This is a genomic window from Tessaracoccus palaemonis (assembly GCF_019316905.1).
GTDB lineage: Bacteria > Actinomycetota > Actinomycetes > Propionibacteriales > Propionibacteriaceae > Arachnia > Arachnia palaemonis.
The window spans coordinates 1,925,928-1,950,159 of sequence record NZ_CP079216.1; the positions used below are offsets into that span (position 1 = coordinate 1,925,928).

Below are 24,232 nucleotides of genomic sequence, written 5' to 3' on the forward strand. Positions count from 1 at the left end.
GCGATCCTGACACCCTTGAGTGAACGCCGGGTGACCGGAAGCTCTGGATCGAGCGCTCGGGTCGCAGGCCGGATGCGCGAGGCCACCGTCGGGGAAAAGCAGAAGGCCCACCGTCTCCGGCGGGCCTTCTGCTGTCGGTGGAGGTAAGGGGATTCGAACCCCTGGCCTCTTCCATGCCATGGAAGCGCGCTACCAACTGCGCCATACCCCCAGACCTGTGATCTGGATCACTCTCCTGCCGCCTCCCGGCGACTTGGAAGACTTTAGCGCATCCCGGCGGAGGGTGCCAAATCGGGGGTCCGTGACCGCCGGGACACAGCAGAAGTCCTTGTCATTCCCTGTTGAACTTGCCTTTCAGGGCCCGGGCGAGGGCGGCGACGCCGTAGACGTCCTTGGACTTCGCAGTCTCGAAAACGGGGACCCCTGCGGCCTCGAGAACGGAGGCGGTCTCGTCGTCCCAGGCGAGCGCGAGGACGTCGTCGCGGTTGCCCAGGACGTTGATGTAGGCCTCGGCCGTCGACGGCTGCGACAGCAGGATCGCGTCCCAGGTTCCGGCGTCCCACTTGGCCCGCAGCTCCGGTTCGATCTCGGCCACGTCCTCCATGGAGTAGATCTCGTTGCGCTCGACGGCATAGCCCTTGTCGCGCAGCCCCTGCTCCAGCTTGGTGGACAGCTGACGGGGCCCGGGGATGACAACCCGCTGGTCGCCCTCCGCGGGTGGGAACATCTCGACGAGGCGCTGCGAGCTCGCCGTGCCCTCGGGGCACAGCGTCACCGTGTAGCCGGCCTCCTCGACGATCTGCTGGGTGGTGGTGCCCATCGCGGCGACCTTCGCGCCGTCGGGAATGTCCCAGCCTCGCTCGCGCAGTGCCCACATGGTCTGGCCCGACGGGATGACGACCCAGTCGGCGCCGCGCATCAGGTTGTCTGCCGCAACGAGCTTTCCCTCCTGGATCGTGACGCAGTCGACGCGGAGCCCGTTGCTGCGCAGCGAGGTCGCGAGGCGGCCCTCCAGTCGCGGCAGCAGCACGCGGACGCGATCGTCGTCGGCGGCGCTCTCCACGAACATCGACTCGGGGTCGACCTGCTCCGCGTTGAGGTCGACGTTGGCGAGGACCTCGGGCGCGATGAAACGGTCGGCGCGGCGCTGCAGGAGGGCGTTCGCCACGTTGTGGCCGGTGCGCTCGGCGTGCAGGTGCGAGGTCGGGAGGCCGATCTCCAGCACGACGCGCTTGGTGCCGTCGACGGAGAACACGCCGGCCTTCAGGCCGAGCACGCCGCGGCGCGACGCGATCGCACCGACCGGCGCCAGGTAGGTCGTGTGGAGGCCCGTCAGCACGGCGCGTTCGGCCTCCACGCAGATGCGGGTCTCGATGTCGTCGATGACCGACAGCGCCTCGATCACGTCGGCGGCATCCCTGGGGCATTCGAGCGCCAGCACGCCCTGACCCGGCGCGGGGAGGATGGGCAGGTACTCGGCGATGCGGTCCTCGTGGCCCAGCGACTTGGCCGCGATGGCCGAGATGACGATCGCGTCGAGGTCGCCCGGTTCGACGCGGCGGAACCGCTCCTCTGCGGTGCCCCCGACCTCGACGAACGTCAGGTCGGGCCGTAGCGCGCGGACCTGGGCCATCCGGCGCAAGGCCGAGACCCCGACGCGGGACTTGCGCGGCAGCGCGGCGAGCGGGTGTCCCGACAGCGAGACGAGCACGTCGCGGTGGTCGCCCCGCTTCGGGACGGCGGCGATCGTCAGATCCTCGGGGTAGTTGCTCAGCGGAAGATCCTTGTGGGAGTGGACGACCACGTCGCACTTGCCGTCACGCAGCGCGTCGCGGAGCTCTGCGGCGAAGGACAGCACGGAGTAGCCGTCGGCCATGTGGCTCGCGTCGGCCGCCTCGGTGGTGACCTGCACCACCTCAACCTCATGTCCGGCGTCGCGCAGCCTGCCCGCCACGTACTCGCTACGTGCCAGCGCCAATGCCGACCCGCGCACACCCAACCGAAGCTTCACAATGATTCCTTCCCTCAGGCCGCCTGTGGCCGAAGTACATCGCACACGAAAGTGTGCCTAGTTTCTCATGAACCCGCGGCGGCGCGTGCCGCTGCCGGGAGTGCGGAGACGATCTGGTCCATGGCCTTGTCATCATGCGCTGCGGACAGGAACCACGCCTCGAACGCCGACGGCGGCAGGGCCACCTTCTGGTCAAGCATGGCGTGGAAGAACCGGGCGAAGGCCGCCTGGTCCTGCGCCTTCGCGTCGTCGTAGGTGGAGACCTCGCCGTCGCGGAAGAAGACGGAGAACAGGTTCCCGGCGTTCTGGACGACGTGCGGCACCCCCGCGGCCGAGAGAGCCTCGCCGACGGCCAGCTGCAGCTGGGCCGAGCGGTCGTCGATGTGGTCGTAGACGCCCCGGTCGGCCAGCCGGAGCGTGGCGAGGCCGGCGGCGGTGGCCAACGGGTTCCCCGACAGCGTCCCGGCCTGGTAGACCGGCCCGACGGGGGCGAGCAGCTGCATGAGGTCGGCGCGGCCGCCGAGCGCGGCGAGCGGCATGCCGCCGCCGACGACCTTGCCGAACGTGACGAGATCGGGCGCGTACGCGTTGCGCTCGAGGCCGAGCCAGCCGGCCTCGTGGACGCGGAAGCCGGTGAGGACCTCGTCGACGATCAGGAGCGCGCCGTGGCGGCTCGTCAGGTCGCGCAGGGCGGCGTTGAAGCCGGGCGCGGGGGCGACGACGCCCATGTTGCAGGGGGCGGCCTCGGTGATGACGGCGGCGATCCGGTCGCCGGCCTCGGCGAAGACGCGCTCCAGCGCGTCGAGGTCGTTGTAGTCGACGACGATCGTGTCGCGGGCGGCGGCCTGCGTGACGCCGGCGGAGCCCGGCAGGCCCTGCGTGGCGACGCCGGACCCGGCGGCGGCGAGCAGCGCGTCCGAGTGCCCGTGGTAGCAGCCGGCGAACTTGACGATGGCGTCGCGGCCCGTGGCGCCGCGGGCCAGCCGGACCGCGGTCATGGTGGCCTCGGTGCCGGTCGACACGAAACGGACCTGCTCGGCGGCGGGCACCCTCGCGCGCACGGCTTCGGCGAGCTCGACCTCGGCCAGGGTCGGGGCACCGAAAGACAGGCCCTTCGCGGCGGCCTCGCGGACGGCCTCGACGACATCCGGGTGCGCGTGACCCAGCAGCGCCGGTCCCCACGAGCAGACAAGGTCGACGTAGCGGTCGCCGTTCTCGTCGAAGACGTACGCGCCCTCGGAGCGTGAGATGAACAGCGGCGTGCCGCCGACCGACCCGAAGGCCCTGACGGGCGAGTCGACGCCGCCTGGGATCACGCGGCGGGCGCGCTCGAAGAGTTCCTGGTCGCGGTTCACTTCCACCATCCTGCGAGTTCCTTGGCCCAGTAGGTGAGCACGATGTCCGCGCCGGCCCGCACGATCGCGGTCACGGACTCGTCGATCGCCCGCTGACGGTCGATCCAGCCGTTGGCGGCCGCGGCCTCGATCATCGCGTACTCCCCCGACACCTGGTAGGCGGCCACCGGCACGTCGGAGATCTCGGCGACGTCGGCCAGGACGTCCAGGTAGTAGCCGGCCGGCTTGACCATGACCATGTCGGCGGCCTCCGCGAGGTCGAGCTCGGCCTCGCGGAGCCCCTCTCGACGGTTCGCGGGGTCCTGCTGGTACGTCTTCCGGTCGCCCGTGAGCGTGGAGTCGACAGCCTCCCGGAAGGGGCCGTAGAAGGCAGAGGCGTACTTGGCCGCGTACGCAAGGATCGCGACGTCCTCGAAGCCCTCGCCGTCCAGGCCGGCGCGGATGGCCTCGACCTGACCGTCCATCATCCCCGACGGGGCGACGACGTGCGCGCCGGCGGAGGCCTGCGCGACGGCCATCGAGACGTAGGCGGCGAGCGTCGGGTCGTTGTCGACGCGGCCGTCGGGTGTGAGAAAGCCGCAGTGGCCGTGCGTGGTGAACTCGTCCAGGCAGGTGTCGGCCATGATGACGGTGTCGTCGCCGACCTCCTCGCGCAGGGCGCTGAGCCCGCGCTGCAGGATCCCGTCCGCGGCCCACGCCTGCGTTCCGCGGTCGTCCTTGTCCGCCTCGTCCGGCACCCCGAAGAGCATCAGCCCGCCGACCCCCGCCTCGACAGCCTCGACGGCGGCCCGCCTGAGCCCGTCGAGGTCGTGGCGCCGCACGCCGGGCATCGAGGAGATGTCGGCGCCGGACTCGCCGACGAACATGGGCAGCACGAGCTGCGAGGGACGCGGGTTGACCTCGCGCACGAGACGCCGCATGGCGGGCGTGGTGCGCAGCCTTCTCGGACGGATGGTGATCATGACTCTCCCAACGAGGAAATGGCTTCGATGACGCCAGCGGCGTCCTGGGTCTGTGCGACGGCGTGCACCCGGACGCCCTGCTCGGCGAGCGCGCGGGCGGTGGGTTCACCGAAGGCCACGACACGGACCTCGTCGCGCCAGCCGAGCAGCTCGCCGACTGCGCGGCCGATGGATCCCGCGCTGACGACGACGACGTCGAAGTGTCCCGAGTGCCACTCCTCGAGCAGGCTCTGCGGCAGCTGCCGCACGGGCTCGACGGTGTAGACGGGCACCGCGGTCACGCGCCACCCCTTGGCGGCGAGGCCGTCGGCGAGCGTCGGCGAGCTGAGCGCGGAGCCGGGGATCACGACGGTGCCGTGGCCGGAGGGGAAGGCGTCGACGAGGGAGGCGGCGGTCGACGGCCCCTCGGGCACGAGGTGGACGTCGAGGCCGCGTGCGGCGAGCGCCTCGGCGGTGGAGGCTCCGACCGCCGCGATGCGCGACCCCTCGGGCACGAGGACGCCGAGCTGGTCGAGCGCGTCGAGCGTCGCGGCGGAGGTGAAGACGACCCAGTCGGCGCCGTCGAGCGCGAGGTCGGCGGGCACCGTGCGGTGGTGTTGGACGGGGTGGGCGACGACTTCCGCGCCCGCCGCGCGGATGCCCTCGGCGAGGGCGCCCTCGGGGCGAGGCAGGAAGACGCGGGTGCCGGCCAGGACGGTGTCGGAACCCCACAGCGACGTGTCGTCGTGCAGTTCGGCCAGCCTCGATCGGCGCGCGGAGGCCAGGTCGGTGACGTCGGCAGCGCCGCCGGCGAGCAGGTCGGCGACGACCCGCTCCCCCGCGCCGGCCTCGAGTGCCCGGGTGGCGTGGGCCGCGGAGGTGCCGTCGAGGGCGAAGACGCCGCCCGTGATGATGCCGTCGTGCGCCCAGGCCGCGATGGGTGCGGCGCATCCCCCGCCGAGCCCGGCGAGCACGGCCCGCTCCGCGTCGACGGCGGCGTGCACGGCAGGGTCGTCGAGGGCCGCCAGGATGGCCTGCACCTCGGTGTCGGTGGCCCGGCACTCGACGGCCAGCGCCCCCTGGCCGGGGGCCGGCAGGATGCCGAGCAGGTCCGTGATGTGGCTGTCGAGGCCGAGGCGCCGCAGGCCGGCGGCCGCCAGCACGACGGCGTCGAGGTCGCCCGACGCGACCCGGGCGAGCCGCGTACCGACGTTGCCGCGGACGTCGACGAAGCTCAGGTCCGGGCGGAGCGCGCGCAGTTGGGCGACGCGGCGCGGGGACCCGGTGCCGACGGTGGCGCCGGCGGGCAGCCCGGCCAGCGTGAGCCCGTCGCGGGCGCACAACGCGTCGTGCGGATCCTCGCGGCCGGGCACCGCGGCGATCGTCAGGCCGGGGACCGGCGCGACGGGGAGGTCCTTCAGGGAGTGCACGGCGAAGTCCACGCGGTCGTCGAGGAGCGCCTGGCGCAGCTCGGCCGCGAACACGCCCAGCGTCCCGAGCCTCGTCAGGGACCCCTGCTCGACGTCTCCACCCGTCCTGATGCGGACGAGGTCGACCTCGTGGCCCAGCCCGCGGACCAGGTCCGCGACGATTCCGGACTGTCCGACGGCCAGCGCCGAGCCGCGCGTGCCGAGCCTGAGCCTCATCTGGTCACCCGCTCCACTCCCGCGACGACGGTGGAGATGCCGTTGCCGTCCAGCCAGGCGCCCACCAGCTCGACGCCGACCCCGGCTGCGGCCTGCAGCAGGTGGTCGCGCGTGGCGGGGGCGATTCGCACTGGCATCGATTCCCACCCTAGCGACGCGAGACCCACCACATCGGCGTCGTCGATGTCGACCCCGGTCAGCGCGGACGCATCTGCAACGGCGTCGCCTCGGGTTGGGAAAACGTGCTCTGGGTAGGACACCCGCAGCACCTCGACGTCCGTGCCCTCGCGGGCCCACGGCCACTTGGCGGAGTAGTGCGTCAGCGCCTTGGCGCGGACCGACGGGTCCGTGGTCCCCATCAGGACTCCGGACCCGATCGGGTCGTCGCGCAGGGCGGGGGTCGTGACGGCGAGCATGACGTGGCGGGCCTTCTTCACGGCCGGGACCTCCGCCTCGACGCCCAGCTGGGCCAAGAGCCGCAACGACACGGCCGCGGGCGCGGCGAGCACGACCCGGTCGCTGTCGATGCTCGACCCGTCGCCGCAGGAGACGACGAACCCGCCTCCGGTGCCGGGCGCGAGGGCCGTCACGGGCATGGCAAGGCGGAGGTCGCCACCCAGCCGCACGACCCGCTCGGCGAGGACGTCGATCAGGCGGAACATGCCTCCGACGGGCTGCTGGACCGACGGCGCGCCGGGTCGGCGAACCTTCGCGACCGCCGCCATCAGTGATCCCTCGGACGCGAGTGCGGGCAGCAGGGCCGGCGCCACCGCCAGCGACAGCCGGGCGGGGTCGCTGGCGTAGACGCCCTTGGTGAGCGGGGCGACCAGCTTGTCGACGACCGCCTGGCCGAGCCGGGCGGCGACGAGTTCGCCGACGGTCGTGGCGTCCGCCCCCACCTCGGGTCCGAGATCCGCGTCGCGGGCCACGACGGCGCGCTCAGCGACTGTCAGGGCCGCCAGCGCGGGGTCGTCGAGGGACGCGGGGATGCCGAGCACGCCACCCGCGAGGGGGTAGCTGCCGGTCGGCCACCAGACGAAGGGGTCCCCCGTCGGTCCGGCGACCTCGAGCCCGAGCTCGGCCATCAGCGGCGCGACGTTCCCGCCGCGCGTGGCGTACGCCTCCGCCCCCGAGTCGACGCGCAGCCCGGCCAGCTCGACCGACGCGATCATCCCGCCCGGCGTCGGAGCGGACTCGCACAGCACGACCTGGTGTCCCTGACCGAGGAGCCGGTACGCGGCGAGCAGGCCCGCCAGCCCGCCGCCGACCACCGTGACGCGGCTCACAGCTCGTGGATGAGCGCCACCAGGTCGGTGAGCACCGCGGGGTCGGTGGTGGGGGGAACGCCGTGGCCGAGGTTGACCACGTGCGCCGGCGCGGCCTTTCCCCGCTCGACGACGTCGCGGGCGTGGGCCTCCAGCGGTCCCCAGCCGGCGGCCAGGAGGGCAGGGTCGATGTTGCCCTGCAGCGGGAGGCCGGGCAGGACCGCGGCCGCCTCGTCGAGCGGGATGCGGTAGTCGATGCCCATCGCCTCGACCCCGCAGCCGGCCATGTCGGTCAGGAGATGACGGGTGCCGGTGCCGAAGTGGATGCGCGGGACGCGCCCCGCCACGGCCGACAGCGCCGTCGCCGAATGGTCGGCGACGAATCCGGTGTAGTCGGCGCGGGTCAGCGACCCGGCCCACGAGTCGAACAGCTGCACGGCGCGGGCGCCGGCGTCGACCTGGGCGGTGAGGAACTGGCCCGACAGCCGCGCCGCCCAGTCCAGCAGCCGGTGCCAGGCCCCGGGCTCGGCGTGCATCATCGAGCGGGCGGCGAGGTGGTCGCGGGAGCCGCGGCCCTCGACGAGGTAGGCGGCCAGCGTGAACGGGGCGCCGGCGAAGCCGATCAGCGGCGTCTCCTCGCCGAGCTCGGCCACGACGAGCCGGACGGCCTCCGTGATGGCGCTCAGGTCCTCGATCCGGCTGCGGGTGATGCGGTCGACGTCAGCCGCCGTGCGGATCGGGTTCTCGACGACCGGGCCGATGCCGGAGACGATCTCGACGTCGACGCCGGCCAGCACGAGCGGGGTCATGATGTCGGAGAAGAAGATCGCGGCGTCGACGCCGTGGCGCCGGACGGGCTGCAGCGTGATCTCGGCGGCCAGGTCGGGCTGGAGGCACGCCTCGAGGATCGTGGTGTCGGCCCTCGCGATCCTGTATTCGGGAAGCGACCGGCCGGCCTGTCGCATGAACCAGACGGGAAGCCTCTTGGGACGATGTCCGCCCAGCGCGGAAAGCAGTGCACTCATGATGCCTAGATTCTGCCTCACCCCCCGAAAAGTGGTTGAATGGCCCCACTGTGACAATGCGAGTCTTCTCCATCCAACACGACCGCCAGGGCCTGACCGAAGTCGCCCGGGTCAGCGAACACATCGACGGCGTTGCCGAGGCCCTGCTCTCGTATCAGGGCGTCGCCGGCGCCGTCGTCCTGAGCACGTGCAACCGCGTGGAGGTCATCCTCGACACCGTCGCCGAGGTGCCGAACTCCTGCCTGCGCAGCGTGCTGAACCGCGGCTACGACACGGCACCCGCGTGGGACCTGTACCTCGGAGAGGCAGCGCTGGGCCACCTGTTCCGCGTCGCCGCGGGACTCGACTCGATGGTGGTGGGCGAGCGGGAGATCGCCGGCCAGCTCAAGCGCGCGCTGCGCGCCTCCCAGGAGGCGGGCCAGGTGTCCCTGCCGCTGACCATCGCGATCGAGGAGGCGCTCAAGACGTCGCGCCGGATCGCGAACCAGACCACGCTCGAGGGCACCGGCCGGTCGGTCGTCAGCACGGGACTGGACCTGATCGGCGCGATCGACTGGCCGCGGCTCCGCGCGCTCATCGTCGGCACCGGCTCCTACGCGGGCGCGGTCGTCGCGTCCCTGCGTCAGCGCGGCGTGACCGACATCACGGTCCACTCGTCCTCGGGCCGCGCCGCCACCTTCGCCGCGGGTCACGACATCGACCACGTCACGCACCTGGCCGACGGCCTCGCGAAGGCAGACCTCGTCATCACCTGCCGCGGACAGGGCGCGTTTGCGATCACGTCAGCCGACGTGCGTCGCCCCCACACCTTCCTCGACCTGTCCCTCAAGCGCGACGTCGCCCCCGACGTCGCGACCCTCGACGGGGTCCGCGTCATCGACCTCGCGACCATCCAGGAGCACGTGGGCGAGCACATCGCCGAGGATGCCAGGGCGGCGAAGTCGCTGGTCAACGCCGGCATCTCGGGAGCGATGACCAAGCTGCGGGCCCGGGTCGTCGACCCGGTGGTCGTCGGCCTGCGCGAGTCCGTGATGGACATGGTCGCCGACGAGGTCGCCCGCCTCCCCCACCGCGATCTGACCCACGAGGACGCCGCTCTGGCCCTGCGCCGGCTCGCGACCCGACTCCTGCACGTCCCCTCCGCGCGCGCCCACCAGGCCGCCGAGGAGGGACGCACCGACGCATACCTGACTGCGATGGCTGAGCTCTACGGCATCCGGCAGGATGACATGATCGATGCCGACAAGCTGGAGGAGCAGACATGCCCCGTCACGAACCTGAAGGTGTGCGACCTGGAGTCGGTGCACGGAATGCAGGAGGCCATGTGAGCCTGGCACCGTACACGGCCGTGCTGGTGGCCTCCTACGGGGGCCCCGACCGGACCGAGGACGTGCTGCCGTTCATGCGCAACGCCACCGCCGGGAGGAACATCCCGGACGAGCGGCTGGTCGAGGTGTCGAGACACTACGACCTCTTCGGCGGGAAGTCACCGATCAACGAGCTGAACGCCGCCCTGATGGAGCGGCTGCACGCCGAGTTGGACCGCCGCGGGATCAACATCCCCGTCGTGATCGGCAACCGCAACTGGCACCCCTACTTCGCCGAGACGGTCGGCCAGCTGGCGGCCGACGGCCACGAGCGGGTCGTCGCGCTCGCCACCAGCGCCTACTCCTCCTACTCGTCGTGCCGTCAGTACCGCGAGGACCTCGACGCGGCCGAGGCAGCCGTCGACGGCGCCGTGCGCTTCGACAAGGTCGGCCCCTTCGCCGAGTCGCAACAGTTCATCCGGGCGAACGCCCGGGCCGTCGTCGCCGCGTGGCGGAAGCTGCGCGCCTCGATGGGCGACGGCACCGCGAAGCTGCTGTTCGTGACGCACTCCATCCCGCTGGCCATGAACGCGGCCTCCGGCTCGGGCGCCGCGTCGACCCGCTACGAGGCGCAGACGTTGCGTGTCGCTCAGAAGGTCGCCGAGGTGGCATCCGCCGAGCTCGGCGAGGAACTCGACTGGGAGCTGACCTACTGCTCCCGCTCCGGATCCCCGCACATCCCGTGGCTGGAGCCCGACGTGAACGACCGCATGGAGGAGCTTGAGGGCGTCGAGGGCGTCGTCACGGCCCCCATCGGGTTCATCTCGGACCACATGGAGGTCCGCTACGACCTCGACACCCAGGCGAGCGAGACCGCCGAGGCCCAGGGGCTGGCTTACGTGCGGGCGGCCACGGTCGACGACGACCCCGAGTTCGTCGAGCTGCTCGTCGACAAGTTGGTCGAGCTGGCGGCCGTCGCCCGCGGCGAGCTGAGCTCCGCCGCGCTGGCCTGCGCGCCGGGCGACGTCGAGCACTGCCTGCCCCGCTGATCACCCGATCCGACGAAGGAGTCCCCATGACCGTGAAACACCCCGGCCGCGACGAGCGCGACGCCACCGACGTCGACCTCGAGGCGATCAATGCCTCCCCCCTCTACGCCATGTACTCGGTGTACGCGACGTGCACGCCGCTGTCCGCCATCGACGAGACCCTCGACCGTGCGGAGCAGGAGCTGCAGGCCACGGGCGTCACCGTGCGCGGCTTCTACGACGTCGGCGGCTTCCGGGCGGACGCGGACCTCATGGTGTGGACGCTTGCCAGCGACCCGCGCGACCTGCAGGCCGGCTACCACGCGTTCCGCCAGAGCTCGCTCGGCCAGTACCTGGAGCCCGTCTGGTCCGTCATGGGCGTGCACCGCCCGGCGGAGTTCAACCGGACGCACGTGCCCAGCTGCTTCGCGGGCTTCGCCCCGCGCCCATGGCTGACGGTCTACCCGTTCGTCCGCAGCTACGACTGGTACGTCCTGGACGACGAGCACCGCTCGAAGATGCTCTACGAGCACGGCATGGCCGGCCGCGAGTACCCGGACGTCGTGGCGTCTACGCTGTCGAGCTTCGCGCTGGGCGACTACGAGTGGATCCTCGCCTTCGAGGCCGACGAGCTGCACCGCCTGACCGACGCGATGCGTCACCAGCGCGGCGTGGAGGCCCGCCTCCACGTCCGCGAGGAGACGCCGTTCTACACCGGCCCGCGCGTGTCGCTGTCGGAGTGGATCTCCCGCCAGCCCGTCTTCGAGTGATCGACGAGGCCCATTCAGCCGCTGGGAGTCGTTGACCGAGACGGGGCCATGGGCTGAGCGGTGGGGCGTCGCCGCTCACCAGGTACGGGACGGAGCGGCTACGGCTGACACACGTCGCCGGCTGGAACCATCAGGTACTGCGTGCTGGACTGCCCCACTGTCACGCCCCTGGGTCCCTCACCGACGAGGTCGCCGCCGTTGATCTTCCCGCCGGCGTCGGGGTCTGTCAGCTGCAGGCCCATGACAAGAGTCGCCTTCGAGCCCGGCGGCACCACCTCAAATGCCCAGCCGTGGGGCACAAGCCGAGGGTCGTCTATCGCGCCACGGGGTCCCTCCTCATCGTCTATCAGGAAGTACCCTCCGACGACGGTGACTCCGGAAGGCTCGGCTGGCACGAACTCCGCGACACGGATCGGCTCAGCGCTGTCGTTGCGGAACACATCCCAGCCGTACACCACCTCACCATCGGCATTGGCCGGCGCACACATCCGAAAGCCCGCGGTGAGCGGTGTCAGACGAGGCTCGTCGCGAAGAGCCCAGCAACCGACTCCAGCCACTGTGGCCGCGCTTGCGACGATCACCGACACCCACCGCACTGCTGCCACGTCAGTGGCCGACGTTGTGGGCGATGAGGCGCCAGCCGCCGTGCGAATAGTCCAGCTCCGAGTAGTGGGCGTTGCCCAGGCCGCCGAGGATGCGGCCGTTGAGGCCCAGCAGCCCGTGCAGCACGCGGTTCAGCAGGAGCCCGTGGGCGACGACCAGGATCGTCTGGCGCGGGTGACGCTCGGCGATCTCCTCCACCGCCGGCAGCCCGCGGGCCACGACCTCGGCGAGGGTCTCCCCCGTCTCGGAGCGACGGAAGTCGATCCCCTTGGCGTAGAGCTCGTCGTACTCGGGCATCTCGGCCTTGACCTCGTCCCAGGTGCGGCCCGACCACGTGCCTACGTCGATCTCCATCAGCCGCGGGTCGGTGACGATGTCCGCGCCCGGTCGCACCAGACGCGCGGTCTCGAGCGCCCGCGCCTGCGGAGAGGCGTAGACGGCGTCGAAGTCGAAGTCCGCGAGCTGCTTGCGTCCGGCCTCGGCCTGCGCGATCCCCGTCGCGTTGAGGGGGATGTCGGCACGGCCCTGGAACCGACGCTGGAAGTTCCAGTCCGTCTGCCCGTGCCGCAGCAGGACAAGGCGCGTCCCGTCGGCGAAGGTCACGCTTCCTCGGCGGGCGGGAGGTCCAGGTTCAGCTCGATCTGCGGGCAGTCGCTCCACAGTCGCTCCAGGTTGTAGAGCGTGCGCTCCTCGTCGTGCTGGACATGGACGACGAAGTCGAGGTAGTCGAGCAGCACCCAGCGGTTCTCGCGGTCGCCCTCGCGGCGGGTCGGCTTCACGCCGACCTTCAGGAGTGCCTCCTCCACGCCGTCGACGATGGCGCCGACCTGGCGCTCGTTGCCCGCCGACGCGATGAGGAAGATGTCGGTGATGCTGAGCATCTCGGAGACGTCGAACGCGACGATGTTGCTGCCGAGCTTGTCGGCGGCGGCCTGGCCCGCGACGCGGACCCAGCTCAGGATGTCTTCAGGAACGGTCATCAGGGACCCCTACTCCGGGGACCGGATACAGGCCCCGCTTGGCGATGTACTGGACGATGCCGTCTGGCACGAGGTACCAGATCGGTTGCTGCGCACGAACCCGGTCGCGGCAGTCGGTCGAGGAGATGGCCAGCGCGGGAACCTCGAGCAGCGTGACGGCGTCGGACGGCAGGTGCGACAGATCCTTGCTGGTCAGGGGCACGCCCGGCCGGGTGACGCCGACGAAGTGCGCCAGCTCGAAGAGGCGCTCCGCGCCGCGCCAGGTCAGGATCTGGCGCAGCGCGTCGGCGCCGGTGATGAAGAACAGGTCGGTGTCATCGCCGCGCTCGCGACGCAGGTCGGTCAGCGTGTCGACTGTGTAGGTGTCGCCCTCGCGGTCGATGTCGACGCGGGACACGGAGAACCGGGGGTTCGAGGCGGTGGCGATGACCGTCATGAGGTAGCGGTCCTCAGCGAGCGAGACCACACGGTCGCGCTTCTGCCACGGCTGCCCCGTCGGCACGAACACGACCTCGTCGAGCCCGAACTTCGACGCGACCTCCGAGGCCGCGACGAGGTGGCCGTGGTGGATGGGGTCGAACGTGCCGCCCATCACCCCGAGCCGGTACCGACGGCCCTGGTGGGCGGCGCGGGCCAGCGCGAGTTCGGTCGAACTCACTTGGAGTGCGGGCGCCCGGACCCGAACCCGATGATCCAGGCGACGACGCCGAGGAGGATGCACAGGAAGATCAGGCCCATGACCCAGCTCGGCACGAGCGGCTCCGACGCCGCGGCCTCAAGAAGGAATGTCATGGATCGGGATCCTACCAATCCCCGCCCACGTTCGTCTCAGGACCGGATCTGTCCGTCCCCCTCGACGATGTACTTGTACGACGTCATCTCCTGCAGCCCCATGGGGCCGCGGGCGTGCAACTTCTGCGTGGAGATGCCGATCTCGGCGCCGAAGCCGAACTCTCCCCCATCCACGAACCGGCTCGACGCGTTGACCAGCACCGCGGCGGCGTCGACCGATGCGATGAAGTGGTCGGCCGCGCGGCGATCACCGGTGACGATGGTCTCCGAGTGGCCCGTGGTGTGGCGGCGGATGTGCTCGATGGCCTCGTCGATCCCGCCGACGACCCGGGCGGCGAGGTCGAGGGTCAGGTACTCCGCGTCGTACTCGTCGTCACGGGCCGGCACCACGGCGTCCGAGAAGCCGGCGGTGGCCTCGTCGCCGTGCACGGTCACTCCGGCCTCGGCAAGCGCGGCCAGGGCCGTCGGGAGGAACGCGTCGGCGACGTCACGATGCACGAGCAGGGTCTCCGCGGCGTTGCACACCGAGGGGCGCTGGGCCTTCGCGTTGAGCAGAATCGCCACCGCCGAGTCCAGGTCCGCGGAGGCGTCGACGAAGATGTGGCAGTTGCCCGTCCCCGTCTCGATCACGGGCACGGTGGACCCGTCGACCACCGCGCGGATCAGGCCGGCGCCGCCGCGCGGGATGAGCACGTCAACGAGCCCGCGGGCGCGCATCAGTTCCCCCGTCACGTCGCGGCCCCCCTCCACGAGGTGCACGGCGTCCGGTGAGACGCCGACGCTCTCGAGCCCGCGGCGCAGCGCGGCGACGGTGACACGGTTGCTGTGCAGGGCCGCCGACGAGCCGCGCAGCAGCGCCGCGTTGCCGGACTTGAGGCAGATCCCGGCAGCGTCGGCCGTGACGTTGGGTCGGCTCTCGTAGATGATGCCGATCACCCCGAACGGGACGCGCACCTGCGTCACCTTCACCCCGCCCGCCAGCCGCCATCCGCGGATGACGTCGCCGACGGGGTCTGGCAGGGCGGCGAGGTCGCGCAGCCCCTGCACCATCCCGGCGACGCGTGCCGCGCTCAGCGCCAGCCTGTCGATCAGCGACTCCTCCGTGCCCGCGGCGCGGGCCGCGGCCACGTCCTCGGCGTTGGCGGCCAGCAGATCAGCCTCTACCGCGGCCAGCGCATCGGCCATGGCGTGCAGGGCTGCGTCCTTCGCCTTCCTGGTCAGCGTCGACAGTTCGAGCGATGCCCCGCGGGCGGCAACAGCCTGGGTCTGGAAGTTCATGGGCGCGATTCTAGTGACGGCCGGGACACCGCGCGGCCGCCTCAGGTCGCGTGGACGGGCCGGGTCAGCGGGCCGGGGACACGTCGACGGCGCGGATCCTGGCCCGTGCGCGCGCGGTGCGCACCAGGTACACGCACAGGTTGGCGACGCAGATGACCACCATCGCGCCGGCGCACGTGATCAGCGCCCAGTCCGTCGTCATGATCCCGAAGGAGAACCACATCGACTGCACCACGAGGAAGATCACGAGGAAGACCCCGGAGACGCCCGTCAGGTCGGGCGCGGTGATGAGCTCGCGCAGCTGGGCCCCCTGGCCGACAAGCTGCGGAAGTGCGACAACGATGCCGAACGCCAGGGCGCCGAAGACGATGTTCGTGAAGGAGAGGAGCAGTGCCATGGTGATGGGCAGCACGAGGGCGGGGAGCAGCTTCTGCCCCCTATCGCGGAGGATGAAGATGACGATGACAAGGCCCGCGGCCGCCATCAGCATGTTGGGCCACTGCATCTGCTGCTGCTGGACGAGGTAGCCGTGCACGCACCACGCCGACGCCGTCGCGACAGTCAGTTGCCACAGCCTGAGCGAGACCCCGGCGCTCGTGCGGGCCCGCAGGATCCGCACCAGCTGCGGGATGTTCGACACGATGCCGATGACGGCTGCTACCCACCCGAAGACCTCGATCACCCCAGCAGCCTACGGGTCGGGTTCACACATTTTGAAACCGGCACCCCGAATCCCGTCCGGTCCCACCTCGCCCTGTCGTGCACAAGAGTGGCCAGGTCACCAGCATCCGGATATACGACACGTGCTCCGTCTCCAGCCACTTTTGTGCCCGGCTGTGGGGAGCCCGGGGTCGTGAGTGCGATCAGCCGAGGCTGTGGATCAGTCGCTGAGGATCAGGTGGTCGCGGTGCACGACGGGGCGCTGCCTGTGGTGGCCGGCCTCGTCGCTGGAGTGGCCGATCTCGCGGGTCAGCTGAGCGCTGGAGTATCCGACGAAGCCGCGGCCGACGGGCATGCCCTCGGGGCCGACGATCGAGACGGCCTCCCCTTCGGCGAAGTGGCCGTCGATGCCGGTCAGACCGGCGGCGAGCAGTGAGGCATGCCGGGACTGCAGCGCGCGCACCGCTCCCGCATCGATGTGCAGGGCCCCACGCGGCTCCGCGGCGAACTCCAGCCAGAGCAGCCGACGGGGGCGGCGCTTCCGTCGGGCGGGGAAGAACGTCCCCACCTCGTCGCCGGCGAGGGCCCGCTCCAGGTCGTCGGCGTGCCCGAGCACGACGCTCACGCCAGCCTGGGTGGCGATGTCGGCCGCGATGAGCTTGGTGGTCATCCCGCCGGTGCCGACCTTGGACCCGACCCGCGACGTGTCGACCTCCAGGTCCGCGATGTCCTCGACCCGCTCGATCAGCCGGGCACCGGGCGTCTCGGGGTGCGCCGTGTAGAGGCCGGGCACGTCGCTCATCAGGAACAGTGCGTCGGCGCGGACGAGATGCGCGATGAGCGCGGCGAGCCGGTCGTTGTCGCCGAAGCGGATCTCGTGCGTCGCGACGGTGTCGTTCTCGTTGACGATGGGCACGACGCCGAGCCGGAACAGCCGGGAGATCGTGTTCAGCGCGTTGCGGTAGGTCTTGGGCCGCAGCACGTCCTCGACGGTCAGCAGCAGCTGCGCGACCATCGTGTCGTGTTCCGCGAACGCGTCTGCATACGCTCGGATGAGCAGGCCCTGCCCGACAGCGGCCGCGGCCTGCTGCGACTCGAGGTCACGGGGCCGCCGCTTGAGCCCGAGCGGCCCGATCGCCGCGGCGATGGCGCCGGAGGTCACCAGCACCACCCGGATACCGCGCGCCTGCACGGCCGAGAGCAGGCGCGCCAGCTGGGTGACGCGCGCCGGATCGAGGCGGCCACCGGGACCCGTGAGCGCGGAGGAGCCGACCTTGACGACGATCCTCCCCGCCTCCGTGACCTCAGGCCTCATCGACGCCCTCGGGATCGAACTCGACGCCCTGGCTGGCGGCGTCGATCGCCTTGGCTGCGTGGTATTCGGCGTCGAGCCTGCGGCGCCGCGCGACGGCGGGGCGCTCGGACTCGAGGCGCTGGTCCTCGCCTCGACGGCTGAGGATCTCCGCGCCGATCTCGACCTGCGGGGCGAAGTCGAACACGACGGCGTTCTCGCCGCCGATGGCCACCGCGTCGCCGGCGCGGGCGCCGATCTCCAGCAGCCTGGTCTCGACGCCGAGGCGGTTGAGGCGGTCCGCGAGGTAGCCGACGGCCTCGGCGTTGGTGAAGTCGGTCTGGCGCACCCAGCGCTCGGGCTTATCGCCGCGGACGCGCCACACGAAGCCGCCCTCGCCGTCGCCCTTCTTCGCGATGGTGAACTCCTCCACCTTCTCCCCCTTGCGGGAGCCGACGGGTGCAGGTCGCAGCACCTTCCGCTCGACCGGTGCGGGCAGGGCGGCGCGGCGCTTCTCCACGATGTCGGCCATGGCGAACTTCAGCTCGTTCAGCCCCTCGCCGGTCTTGGTGGAGATGGTGAAGATCGGGTGGCCGAAGCGCTCCAGCTCGGGCCGGGTGATCTCGGCGAGTTCGTGTGCGTCGGGCAGGTCGACCTTGTTCAGCGCGATGAGCCGCACGCGGTCCTCGAGGCCTCCGTGCGCGTCGAGCTCGGCCTCGATGGTCTCGAGGTCGGCGACCGGATCGCGGCCGGGCTCGTAGGTCCCGAGGTCGATGACGTGCACGATGGCCTGGCAGCGCTCGATGTGGCGGAGGAAGTCGAAGCCGAGACCCCGACCCTCCGAGGCACCCTCGATGAGGCCGGGCACGTCGGCGACGGTGTAGGTGACGTCACCCGCGACGACCACGCCGAGGTTCGGGACGAGCGTCGTGAAGGGGTAGTCGGCGATCTTGGGCCGCGCGCGGGAGATGGCGGCCACCAGCGACGACTTGCCGGCCGACGGGAATCCGACGAGGCCGACGTCGGCGACGACCTTGAGCTCGAGCTGGATCAGGCGCGACGAGCCCTCCTCACCCAGCAGGGCGAAGCCTGGGGCCTTGCGCGCGGCGGTGGCCAGCGCGGCGTTGCCGAGACCGCCCCTGCCGCCCTGCGCGACGACGAGCTCCTCGCCCGGCGTCGTCAGGTCGGCCAGCAGTTCCCCCGTCTCCGCGTCCGTCACGACGGTGCCCTTCGGCACCGCCAGCACCACCGACTCACCGCGGGCGCCGTGGCGGAAGTCACCCATGCCGGGCTGCCCGTTGGTGGCCTTGCGCACCGACTGGCGGTGGTACTCGACCAGGGTGGACAGCGAGTCGTCGACCCTGAGCACGATCGACCCTCCCTCGCCGCCGTTGCCGCCGTCGGGTCCCCCGAGGGGCTTGAACTTCTCACGGTGGATGGAGGCGCAGCCGTGGCCGCCGTTGCCTGCCTGGACGGTGAGCTTCACCCGGTCGACGAACGAGGGGATGGCCATGAAGTGACTCCTACGGGTCGGTTACGGCCAGCTTAGTGCGACCGCGGCGCGGGTCATCCGCGCGATTCGTGCCTGGAAAAAGAAGAAACGGCCCCGGAGGGCCGTTTCTCGGAGAGTGTCTTCCCGGATCAGGCGGGGACGACGTTGACGACGCGACGACCGCGCTTCACGCCGAACTCGACCTGGCCCTCAACGAGAGCGAACAGCGTGTCGTCGCCGCCACGACCGACGCCGTCGCCGGGGTGGAAGTGGGTGCCACGCTGACGGACGAGGATCTCGCCCGCGCCGACAACCTGACCGCCGTAGCGCTTGACGCCGAGACGCTGAGCGTTCGAGTCACGACCGTTGCGCGTCGAGGACGCGCCCTTCTTGTGTGCCATCTGAAGTTCCTCCTCAGGCCTTGATGTCGGTGACCTTGACCTGGGTGTACCGCTGACGGTGACCCTGGCGCTTCTTGTAACCGGTCTTGTTCTTGTACTTCAGGATCCGGATCTTCGGGCCCTTGGTCTCGCCAAGAACCTCGGCGGTGACGGACACCTTGTCGAGCTTCTTCGCGTCAGAGGTGATCGAGTCGCCGTCGACCAGCAGCAGCGGCTGCAGGGTGACGGTACCGCCGACCTCTTCGGACACCAGATCGATGTCCAGGACGTCACCGACAGCAACCTTGTGCTGACGGCCACCGTTGCGCACGATCGCGTACACGACTGACCTACCTTCGTTTCAACTTCAAAAGCGTTGCGGGATGCCCGACCCGATTTCAACCCAGGGGGCAATGCACCGATGGGCTACTTTACGCGGTGGGCTGCAGCGGGTCAAACCGGGGCGGTCCACCACGCGGCGACTACGTCGTGACGACCACCGGGACGATCATCGGGCGGCGACGCAGGCGCTTGCTCACCCACTGGCCGACGGTGCGGCGCGTGATCTGCTGCAGCCGGTAGGCGTCGTTGACGCCGTCGTTCATCGCGTCCTCGAGCGCCTTCGCGACGCGGGAGCGGGCGTCCTCGAACACCGAGTCGTCCTCGGCAAGGCCGCGGATCTGGACCTCGGGGCCGGAGACGATCTGGCGGTTGTGCAGGTCGACCACCGTGATGACCGAGACGAAGCCCTCCTCGCCGAGGATGCGGCGATCCATGATGGAGTCGGAGATGTCGCCGACGAAGGACCCGTCGACGAAGATGTAGCTCGCATCGATGGAACCGACCTGCTTCGCCACGCCGTCCAACAGGTCGACGACGTCACCGTCGCCGATCACGAGGACCCGCTCGTGCGGCACGCCGGTCAGCTCGGCGAGCTTGCCGTTGGCGATCAGGTGGCGCGCCTCGCCGTGGACGGGAAGGGCGTTCTTCGGGCGCAGGATGTTGTAGCAGTAGAGCAACTCCCCCGCAGAGGCGTGACCCGACACATGCACCAGCGCGTTGCCCTTGTGCACGACGTTGGCGCCGAGCTTCGACAGCGCGTTGATGACGCGGTAGACGGAGTTCTCGTTGCCGGGGATCAGCGAGCTGGCCAGCAGGACGGTGTCGCCGGGGCCGACCTCGATGACGGGGTGGTCCTTGTTCGCGATGCGACTCAGCGCGGCCAGCGGCTCGCCCTGCGACCCGGTGGAGACGATGACGACCTTGTCCTTGGGGTACTTGTCGATGTCCTTCAACTCGATCAGCGTGCCCGCCGGGACCTGGAGGTAGCCGAGGTCTCGGGCCGTCGACATGTTGCGGACCATCGAGCGCCCGACGTAGACCACCTTGCGGTCGTAGCGGACGGCCTGGTTGAGAATCTGCTGCACGCGGTGCACGTGCGACGCGAAGCAGGCAACGATCAGCTTGCCCGTCGAGCTCTCGAACACCCGCTGGATCGCGGGGACGGTGTCGCGCTCGGGGGTGGTGAAGCCGGGCACCTCGGCGTTGGTGGAGTCGGCCATGAACAGATCGACGCCCTCCTCACCGAGGCGGGCGAAGCCCCGCAGGTCGGTGATGCGGCCGTCGAGGGGCAACTGGTCCATCTTGAAGTCGCCGGTGTGGAGCACCAGGCCGGCCTTGGTGCGGATGGCGACGGCCAGCGCGTCGGGGATGGAGTGGTTGACGGCCAGGAACTCGAACTCGTAGTGCCCGATCTCGAGGATGTCGCCCTCCTCGACCGCGTCGAGGGTGAAGTTCCGGATGCGGTGCTCGCGGAGCTTCGCGGCGACGAAGGCCAGCGTCAGCTTGGAGCCATAGACCGGAATGTCGGGGCGGCGCTTCAGGAGGTAGGGAACGGCGCCGATGTGGTCCTCGTGGCCGTGGGTGAGCACCAGGGCGACGATGTCCTGCTCGCGCCCCTCGAGGTAGTCGAGGGCGGGGAGGATGAGGTCGACGCCGGGGTGGTGGTCCTCGGGGAAGAGGACGCCGCAGTCGACGAGGGCGATCTGCCCGTCGATCTCGAACGCGGTCATGTTCCGGCCGACGTCGCCCAGCCCGCCCAGCGGGATCACGCGCAGGGTTCCGGGGGCCAGTTTCGGCGGCGTCTTCACATCGTTCATGGGTCTCACCCTAGTGCGTCCCGGCCCCGATCGGCCCGTCAGCGGCCCCCCGACGCCGCCCCCTGTGAGACTCCACCTGGCGCCCCACGTTCCGAAAATCGTGCAGTGATCGATTCTCCCTGCCATGTCTCGGTGCTTCGTGGACGGTTGTGTCTCAGTGGCTTGTTGACGGTTATGTCTCACGGTGGCTGGTGGTTCTGGGGCTGATTGTGAGCAGTCGGGTGGTGCCGGTGGGGACTTTGCCGGGGTGTGGGGTGGTGCCGACCAGGACGCCGTTGGTGTCGAAGATCTCGATTGTGGTGGCGTTGAACATGATGTGCAGTGTTTCGCCGATGTGGCTGCTGCCGACGTAGATCTTCGCGTTGCAGATGTGTACGCGGCCGCTGCGGGAGACCTGCCGGTCGGCCCAGCGGGCCTGGCTGGGGTCGGTGGCGGGACGTTCTCCTTTCAGGCGGCGTGTGATGCCGGACTTCACGGTCCGTCGGCTGGTCGGGGTTGGCTGGGGTGGTGGGGGTGTCGGTGGGCCGGGGAGTGCTTTCGGGCGGGCTTGGTAGGCGTCGGCGGGAGTCTGGTCGGGGTCCAGTGACTGATGGGCCCGCTGGGTGTTGTAGTACTGGGCGAACTGGTCGGCGAGTTCTGCGAGTCGGGCCTGGGAGCGGATCGGGCGGTGCGCGTCGAGGAAGGTGTGGAACGTCTGGTGCAGGCGTTCGCTCTTGCCCTGGGTGGTGGGTTTGCCGGGCCGACCGGTGATCGGCTCGACGCCCTGGCGTCGGAGGAAACCCTCGAGCTGGGAGGTCCTGCCTCGGCGTGACTGGTTGAACGCGGTCCCGTTGTCGGTCAGGAATCGGGCCGGGGCGCCGTGGTGGCCGATCGCCGCGGCGACGACGGTGATCGCTGCCTGGCTGGTCTCGGACAAGGCGACGTGTGAAGCGAGGATGAAGCGTGAGTGGTCGTCCTCGACCTGGAGGACGCATCGTCTCGACCCGGCATCGTCGTCGAGCACGATCTCGACTCCGTCGAGTTGCCAGCAGCCGTTCGGGTCCGGGTAGCGGAACCTGCGATACGACGCCCGGGGGCGTTTCGCGGGTTCCGGACGGACCACCCCGTGCCGGGTGAAGATCCTGGCCAGGGTGGCTCTGGAAGGCGGGTCGATCCCCTGACGGCGCATCGCGGCCGCCACGGACAACGGCCCATGGTCCCAGCCTTCCCGCTTCAACCCGGCACGGACCTGCAACGCGATCGTCTCGATCTCGTCGCTGGTGCGTCGCGCCACGGACCTGGCGATCGGCTGCCGGGCCGTCACCGCGGCGAGTTTGCCCTCGTCGGCGGCCCGGGACCGGACCTTGTAGAACTCGGCGCGAGAAATCCCGTGCTCCCGGCAGAACCTCGTGACCTCGCCCCTACGAGGACGGTCAGGGAAGTTGATGATCAGTAGACGAACACGAACATCGATACGAGCAGCCATGGCCCGACCCTCACCGCGGACACCGGGAACTGTCCACGAAACCGTGAGACAGAACCGTCAACACCCACTGTCAACGAAGGTCGAGACACATCTGTCTACGAAGCTATGAGACACAACCGTCCACGAAGGTATGAGACTTCACATGATCGATTCTCCCCGGTCCCGCGACGAGAAACGCTCACAGCCTCGCCGTTCTCAGACGCCAGCCGCACGCGAGAACCGTGCAGTGGTCGATTCTCCCCGGTCCGGCGACGAAAAACGCCCACTGCCTGCGAGTGCGACGGTCAGTCGGCCGGCGAGATGTCCGTGTGCAGGCGCACCAGCTTGGTGTGCGTGCCGGACTCGTCGACGGCGACCTCCTGGTGTGCCCCGTCGGCACCCCACCCGCACCCGACGAGGAACGCGCGCAACGCGTCGTCGGCGGCACGGACCCATATCGTCGCGACGTGGTAGCCGTCGGTGCGCAGCGTGTCGACGGCCGCGTTGATGAGCCGCGAGCCGTGCCCGTGGCCGCGGAACTTCGGGTCCACGACGAACTCGCCGATGGCGCCGTCGCGCTCGTCGGCGTCGTCGTCCGGCGAAGGCCCCGTCACCGCGAATCCGACGACGCCCGCCTCGCCGATCGCGACGAGCACCCGGAAGTGCGCCAGCGGCGGCTTGACGATCGCCTCGTGCCAGGCGCGGGCCGCCTCGTCGGCGGGCATGTCGGCCACCGCCGCCGCCAGCACCTCCGACTCGCTCCAGGCGCGCCGTTGGATGCGGGCGACGTCGACGGCCTCGGAAGGCAGGGCGAGGCGGACGGTGTCGATGGCAGACATGCGCCCCATCGTAGTCAGACCGCTCGCGTGACGCTGACCTCGGCTGCCGGGGCGAGGCAGTGGTCGATTCTCGACGCCGGACCGGGGAGAATCGACCACTGACCGATTTTCGGGGAGGGTCGGGAGTCTCCTAGGGGAGGGTCAGAAGTTGAGGACGTCGTCCATCTCGAGGGTCAGGCCGGGGTGGGCGACGATGTGGCGGATGCCCGCGACGACGCCGGGCATGAAGGAGACCCGGTCGTAGGAGTCCTCCCGGATCGTCAGCGTCTCCCCCGCCTGCCCGAACAGCACCTCCTGGTGCGCGACCAGCCCCTGCAGCCGCACGCCATGCACGTGGATGCCGTCGATGACCGCGCCACGGGCGCCGTCGTCGTGCACCGTCGCGTCCGGGACCGGGCCAAGGCCGGCCTCGTCGCGGGCCGCGGCGATCCGACGGGCGGTCGTCGCCGCCGTGCCCGACGGGGCATCGACCTTGTTCGGGTGGTGCAGCTCGATGATCTCGACCGACGGGTAGAACTTCGCCGCGATCTCCGCGAACCGCATCATCAGGATGGCGCCGATGCCGAAGTTCGACGCGATCAGCACGCCGACCTTCGGATGGGCCTCGACCAGTTCTCGTACGCGCGCGATGCGCTCCGGTGTGAATCCCGTGGTGCCGATGACCATGTTGATGCCGTGGCTGACCGCCCACTCGATGTTGTCCATCACGGCGTCCGGATGCGTGAAGTCGACGATGACCTGAGCCGGCCCGACCGTCTCGCGGGGCTCGCCGATGTCCACTCCCCCGACGATGGTCATGCCCTCGGCCTTGTCCACCGCGTGGACGACCTGGCTGCCCATCCGCCCGCTGGCGCCGAACACGCCGACCCTGATCTCGCTCATTGCTGGTCTCCTTCGCTGTCCTCCCCAGTCAACCACACGTCGAGAGCCCCACGGAGCGCACGAAGGGGGCGCCGGGGAATCCCC

At 70.5% G+C, this 24,232-nt stretch carries 24 protein-coding genes and 1 tRNA gene; 3 read left to right on the forward strand and 22 right to left on the reverse strand.

Going from position 1 to position 24,232, the window contains the following annotated elements:
- Positions 1–138: 138 nt before the first annotated feature.
- From KDB89_RS08760 to hemE, 7 genes are all read right to left on the reverse strand, one after another.
- A tRNA-Ala gene (locus KDB89_RS08760) sits at positions 139–211 on the reverse strand.
- A 120-nt stretch (positions 212–331) separates the two neighbouring features.
- On the reverse strand, positions 332–2,011 hold the full coding sequence (gene hemC, locus KDB89_RS08765) for a hydroxymethylbilane synthase (protein ID WP_219080233.1): 1,680 nt from the start codon (positions 2,009–2,011) through the stop codon (positions 332–334).
- Between the two features lie 65 nt (positions 2,012–2,076).
- Positions 2,077–3,366, reverse strand: a complete 1,290-nt coding sequence (gene hemL, locus KDB89_RS08770; RefSeq protein WP_219080235.1) for a glutamate-1-semialdehyde 2,1-aminomutase — start codon at positions 3,364–3,366, stop codon at positions 2,077–2,079.
- On the reverse strand, positions 3,363–4,328 hold the full coding sequence (gene hemB, locus KDB89_RS08775; protein WP_219080237.1) for a porphobilinogen synthase: 966 nt from the start codon (positions 4,326–4,328) through the stop codon (positions 3,363–3,365). Before hemB ends, hemL begins: the two co-directional genes overlap by 4 nt.
- The gene (gene hemC / locus KDB89_RS14760; RefSeq protein ID WP_219080239.1) at positions 4,325–5,953 is read right to left on the reverse strand and encodes a hydroxymethylbilane synthase; all 1,629 of its coding nucleotides are present in this window, start codon (positions 5,951–5,953) and stop codon (positions 4,325–4,327) included. The genes hemB and hemC (KDB89_RS14760) overlap by 4 nt, the downstream gene beginning before the upstream one ends.
- A complete protein-coding gene (locus tag KDB89_RS08785) occupies positions 5,950–7,239 on the reverse strand; it encodes a protoporphyrinogen/coproporphyrinogen oxidase (protein ID WP_219080241.1) in 1,290 nt (429 codons plus the stop codon). Before KDB89_RS08785 ends, hemC (KDB89_RS14760) begins: the two co-directional genes overlap by 4 nt.
- Positions 7,236–8,243, reverse strand: coding sequence for a uroporphyrinogen decarboxylase (hemE, locus tag KDB89_RS08790; RefSeq protein WP_219080243.1), 1,008 nt, complete (start codon positions 8,241–8,243; stop codon positions 7,236–7,238). The genes KDB89_RS08785 and hemE overlap by 4 nt, the downstream gene beginning before the upstream one ends.
- 56 nt (positions 8,244–8,299) lie before the next feature.
- On the opposite strand from hemE, the gene KDB89_RS08795 reads away from it, so the two are divergent.
- The 3 genes from KDB89_RS08795 to hemQ are packed head-to-tail and all read left to right on the forward strand — an operon-like array spanning position 8,300 to position 11,348.
- Positions 8,300–9,571: a glutamyl-tRNA reductase gene (locus KDB89_RS08795; RefSeq protein ID WP_219080245.1), complete on the forward strand. Its 1,272-nt coding sequence runs from the start codon at positions 8,300–8,302 to the stop codon at positions 9,569–9,571.
- The gene (locus KDB89_RS14650) at positions 9,568–10,599 is read left to right on the forward strand and encodes a ferrochelatase (protein ID WP_255555855.1); all 1,032 of its coding nucleotides are present in this window, start codon (positions 9,568–9,570) and stop codon (positions 10,597–10,599) included. Before KDB89_RS08795 ends, KDB89_RS14650 begins: the two co-directional genes overlap by 4 nt.
- Before the next feature lie 26 nt (positions 10,600–10,625).
- Positions 10,626–11,348, forward strand: coding sequence for a hydrogen peroxide-dependent heme synthase (hemQ, locus tag KDB89_RS14655; protein WP_255555856.1), 723 nt, complete (start codon positions 10,626–10,628; stop codon positions 11,346–11,348).
- 98 nt (positions 11,349–11,446) lie between these two features.
- On the opposite strand, the gene KDB89_RS08805 is transcribed toward hemQ, so the two are convergent.
- The 15 genes from KDB89_RS08805 to dapB form a co-directional block, all read right to left on the reverse strand.
- Complete coding sequence (locus tag KDB89_RS08805) at positions 11,447–11,935, reverse strand: hypothetical protein (protein WP_219080247.1); 489 nt, start codon at positions 11,933–11,935, stop codon at positions 11,447–11,449.
- A gap of 19 nt (positions 11,936–11,954) precedes the next feature.
- Positions 11,955–12,554 carry a histidine phosphatase family protein gene (locus KDB89_RS08810; protein ID WP_219080249.1) on the reverse strand — a complete coding sequence of 200 codons (600 nt, stop codon included), beginning with the start codon at positions 12,552–12,554 and terminating at the stop codon, positions 11,955–11,957.
- Positions 12,551–12,931 (reverse strand): ribosome silencing factor, encoded by a 381-nt coding sequence (gene rsfS, locus KDB89_RS08815; protein ID WP_219080251.1) that lies wholly within the window; start codon positions 12,929–12,931, stop codon positions 12,551–12,553. The genes KDB89_RS08810 and rsfS overlap by 4 nt, the downstream gene beginning before the upstream one ends.
- Positions 12,918–13,589, reverse strand: coding sequence for a nicotinate-nucleotide adenylyltransferase (gene nadD / locus KDB89_RS08820; protein ID WP_219080253.1), 672 nt, complete (start codon positions 13,587–13,589; stop codon positions 12,918–12,920). The genes rsfS and nadD overlap by 14 nt, the downstream gene beginning before the upstream one ends.
- Complete coding sequence (locus KDB89_RS08825; protein ID WP_219080255.1) at positions 13,586–13,723, reverse strand: hypothetical protein; 138 nt, start codon at positions 13,721–13,723, stop codon at positions 13,586–13,588. The genes nadD and KDB89_RS08825 overlap by 4 nt, the downstream gene beginning before the upstream one ends.
- Positions 13,724–13,759: 36 nt before the next feature.
- Entirely contained in the window at positions 13,760–15,001 is a 1,242-nt protein-coding gene (locus KDB89_RS08830; RefSeq protein ID WP_219080258.1) for a glutamate-5-semialdehyde dehydrogenase, read from the reverse strand.
- Between the two features lie 64 nt (positions 15,002–15,065).
- Positions 15,066–15,683, reverse strand: coding sequence for a PQ-loop domain-containing transporter (locus tag KDB89_RS08835; protein WP_219080260.1), 618 nt, complete (start codon positions 15,681–15,683; stop codon positions 15,066–15,068).
- A gap of 198 nt (positions 15,684–15,881) precedes the next feature.
- Entirely contained in the window at positions 15,882–16,976 is a 1,095-nt protein-coding gene (proB, locus tag KDB89_RS08840; RefSeq protein ID WP_219080262.1) for a glutamate 5-kinase, read from the reverse strand.
- Positions 16,966–18,465 (reverse strand): GTPase ObgE, encoded by a 1,500-nt coding sequence (gene obgE, locus KDB89_RS08845; protein ID WP_219080264.1) that lies wholly within the window; start codon positions 18,463–18,465, stop codon positions 16,966–16,968. Before obgE ends, proB begins: the two co-directional genes overlap by 11 nt.
- Positions 18,466–18,593: 128 nt before the next feature.
- Positions 18,594–18,845: a 50S ribosomal protein L27 gene (gene rpmA, locus KDB89_RS08850; RefSeq protein WP_219080266.1), complete on the reverse strand. Its 252-nt coding sequence runs from the start codon at positions 18,843–18,845 to the stop codon at positions 18,594–18,596.
- 13 nt (positions 18,846–18,858) lie between these two features.
- Positions 18,859–19,167 carry a 50S ribosomal protein L21 gene (gene rplU / locus KDB89_RS08855; RefSeq protein WP_219080268.1) on the reverse strand — a complete coding sequence of 103 codons (309 nt, stop codon included), beginning with the start codon at positions 19,165–19,167 and terminating at the stop codon, positions 18,859–18,861.
- 139 nt (positions 19,168–19,306) lie between these two features.
- Complete coding sequence (locus tag KDB89_RS08860; RefSeq protein WP_219080270.1) at positions 19,307–20,983, reverse strand: ribonuclease J; 1,677 nt, start codon at positions 20,981–20,983, stop codon at positions 19,307–19,309.
- A gap of 172 nt (positions 20,984–21,155) precedes the next feature.
- The gene (locus tag KDB89_RS08865; RefSeq protein WP_219080272.1) at positions 21,156–22,448 is read right to left on the reverse strand and encodes a DDE-type integrase/transposase/recombinase; all 1,293 of its coding nucleotides are present in this window, start codon (positions 22,446–22,448) and stop codon (positions 21,156–21,158) included.
- 284 nt (positions 22,449–22,732) lie between these two features.
- Positions 22,733–23,266: a GNAT family N-acetyltransferase gene (locus KDB89_RS08870; protein WP_219080274.1), complete on the reverse strand. Its 534-nt coding sequence runs from the start codon at positions 23,264–23,266 to the stop codon at positions 22,733–22,735.
- A 141-nt stretch (positions 23,267–23,407) separates the two neighbouring features.
- The gene (gene dapB, locus KDB89_RS08875; RefSeq protein ID WP_219080276.1) at positions 23,408–24,148 is read right to left on the reverse strand and encodes a 4-hydroxy-tetrahydrodipicolinate reductase; all 741 of its coding nucleotides are present in this window, start codon (positions 24,146–24,148) and stop codon (positions 23,408–23,410) included.
- Between the last annotated feature and the right edge of the window lie 84 nt (positions 24,149–24,232).

What these genes read in the sequence shown, in the direction of transcription:
- hemB (WP_219080237.1), bottom strand. Translation starts at nt 4,328, where the DNA reads ATGATCACCATCCGTCCGAGAAGGCTGCGCACCACGCCCGCCATGCGG.
- hemC (WP_219080239.1), bottom strand. Translation starts at nt 5,953, where the DNA reads ATGAGGCTCAGGCTCGGCACGCGCGGCTCGGCGCTGGCCGTCGGACAG.
- hemE (WP_219080243.1), bottom strand. Translation starts at nt 8,243, where the DNA reads ATGAGTGCACTGCTTTCCGCGCTGGGCGGACATCGTCCCAAGAGGCTT.
- KDB89_RS08795 (WP_219080245.1), top strand. Translation starts at nt 8,300, where the DNA reads ATGCGAGTCTTCTCCATCCAACACGACCGCCAGGGCCTGACCGAAGTC.
- hemQ (WP_255555856.1), top strand. Translation starts at nt 10,626, where the DNA reads ATGACCGTGAAACACCCCGGCCGCGACGAGCGCGACGCCACCGACGTC.
- rsfS (WP_219080251.1), bottom strand. Translation starts at nt 12,931, where the DNA reads ATGACCGTTCCTGAAGACATCCTGAGCTGGGTCCGCGTCGCGGGCCAG.
- KDB89_RS08825 (WP_219080255.1), bottom strand. Translation starts at nt 13,723, where the DNA reads ATGACATTCCTTCTTGAGGCCGCGGCGTCGGAGCCGCTCGTGCCGAGC.
- KDB89_RS08830 (WP_219080258.1), bottom strand. Translation starts at nt 15,001, where the DNA reads ATGAACTTCCAGACCCAGGCTGTTGCCGCCCGCGGGGCATCGCTCGAA.
- proB (WP_219080262.1), bottom strand. Translation starts at nt 16,976, where the DNA reads ATGAGGCCTGAGGTCACGGAGGCGGGGAGGATCGTCGTCAAGGTCGGC.
- obgE (WP_219080264.1), bottom strand. Translation starts at nt 18,465, where the DNA reads ATGGCCATCCCCTCGTTCGTCGACCGGGTGAAGCTCACCGTCCAGGCA.
- rpmA (WP_219080266.1), bottom strand. Translation starts at nt 18,845, where the DNA reads ATGGCACACAAGAAGGGCGCGTCCTCGACGCGCAACGGTCGTGACTCG.
- KDB89_RS08860 (WP_219080270.1), bottom strand. Translation starts at nt 20,983, where the DNA reads ATGAACGATGTGAAGACGCCGCCGAAACTGGCCCCCGGAACCCTGCGC.
- KDB89_RS08865 (WP_219080272.1), bottom strand. Translation starts at nt 22,448, where the DNA reads ATGGCTGCTCGTATCGATGTTCGTGTTCGTCTACTGATCATCAACTTC.
- KDB89_RS08870 (WP_219080274.1), bottom strand. Translation starts at nt 23,266, where the DNA reads ATGTCTGCCATCGACACCGTCCGCCTCGCCCTGCCTTCCGAGGCCGTC.
- dapB (WP_219080276.1), bottom strand. Translation starts at nt 24,148, where the DNA reads ATGAGCGAGATCAGGGTCGGCGTGTTCGGCGCCAGCGGGCGGATGGGC.